The 1,382-nt window shown below is 72.4% G+C and carries 2 protein-coding genes; one reads left to right on the forward strand and one right to left on the reverse strand.

The window, feature by feature from the left end; all coding sequences use genetic code 11:
• Positions 1-55 precede the first annotated feature (55 nt).
• Positions 56-904, forward strand: a complete 849-nt coding sequence (locus AB0O00_RS39600; protein ID WP_363659513.1) for an ABC transporter permease — start codon at positions 56-58, stop codon at positions 902-904.
• A 100-nt stretch (positions 905-1,004) separates the two neighbouring features.
• Here the strand turns inward: AB0O00_RS39600 and AB0O00_RS39605 are convergent.
• The coding region (locus AB0O00_RS39605; protein ID WP_363659514.1) for a VOC family protein at positions 1,005-1,382 on the reverse strand (378 nt) is incomplete at its 5' end.

The raw sequence follows: 1,382 nt of genomic DNA on the forward strand, positions 1-1,382 counted from the left end.
GCCTGGACGACGTCTACCTCGCCCTGGCCCACCGCCATCCGGAAGGACCTTCTCGGTGACCACCACGCTCGACACCGGCCGACCGCCCCGCACGCCGACGCCCACCGCGCCGACGTGGCGCGGCAGTTCACGGCTCACCCAGGTCCGCATCCTCACCGGCCGGTCGCTGCGCGCGCTCGTGACCGACCCCGCGGTGCTGCTCTTCGGCCTGCTCCAGCCCGTCATCACGCTCGTGGTGCTGTCCCAGGTGTTCAGCCGGATGGGGCTCCCGCCGCACTTCCCGCCGGACGTCACCTACCTGGACTTCGTGCTGCCCGCCGTCCTCGTCGACAACGCGGTGCAGTCCGCCGTCCAGTCCGGTGTCGGGCTCGTCGAGGACCTCCAGAACGGCATCGTCGCCCGCCTGCGCTGCCTGCCCGTCGCGCCGAGCTCACTGCTCGTCGCCCGCAGCCTCACCACCCTCGTGCGCGCCGCCGTCCAGGCCGTCATCATCCTGGCGCTCGGCACCCTCGTCCTGGGCTACAACCCGAGGGGCGGAGCCGGCGCGGTCGTGGCCTCGATCGGGCTGACGCTCTTCATGAGCTGGGCGCTCGGCTGGCTCTTCATCGCGGCGGCGGCCTGGCTGCGCCGCGCCGAGCCGATCCAGAACCTCGCGATCATCGCCGTGCTCCCGCTGATGTTCGCCTCCAGCGCCTACGTCCCGACCGCCGACCTCCCCGACTGGCTGGCCGCCGTGGCCCGCGTCAACCCGCTCACGTACGCGATCGACTCCACCCGGGCCCTGGCCCTCGGCCTCCCGGGGACGGGCACCGCCGTGCCGGCGCTGCTGCTGGGCGCGGCAGTGGCAGGAGCGGGCGCATGGCTGGCGGTGACGGGCTTCCGGAGGCCCCTGACCCCGCGCTGAGCACCGGCACCGCCACGGCCGGGGCGCAGGTAGTCGGCCGATACGACATCAGGCGCGCCGGCCGCTGCGGTTCTCCGGCGGAGGCTGCTTCGGAGCATGCTCAGTCGAGACAGAACTCGTTGCCCTCGATGTCCAGCATCGGGATGCACGACTCGTTTACCTCATCGGCGTACAGCGTTTGCACGTGGACCGCGCCGAGCGCGAGCAGTCGTGCGCATTCGGCCTCGAGTGCTGCGAGGCGCTCCTCGCCCACGAGTCCGGTGGCGACCCGCACATCGAGGTGCACCCGGTTCTTGGCGGCCTTCCCCTCGGGGACGCGCTGGAAGTACAGGCGCGGGCCGTCACCCGAGGGATCGGTGCAGGCGAACCACGAGTCCCGCTCCTCCGGAGGCTGCGCGTCCCGGTAGTCGTCCCACGTGGCGAATCCCTTCGGCGGCGGCGGCACGACGTACCCGAGCACCTCGCACCAGAAGCGTGC

This window comes from Kitasatospora sp. NPDC093558, assembly GCF_040683475.1.
GTDB lineage: Bacteria > Actinomycetota > Actinomycetes > Streptomycetales > Streptomycetaceae > Kitasatospora.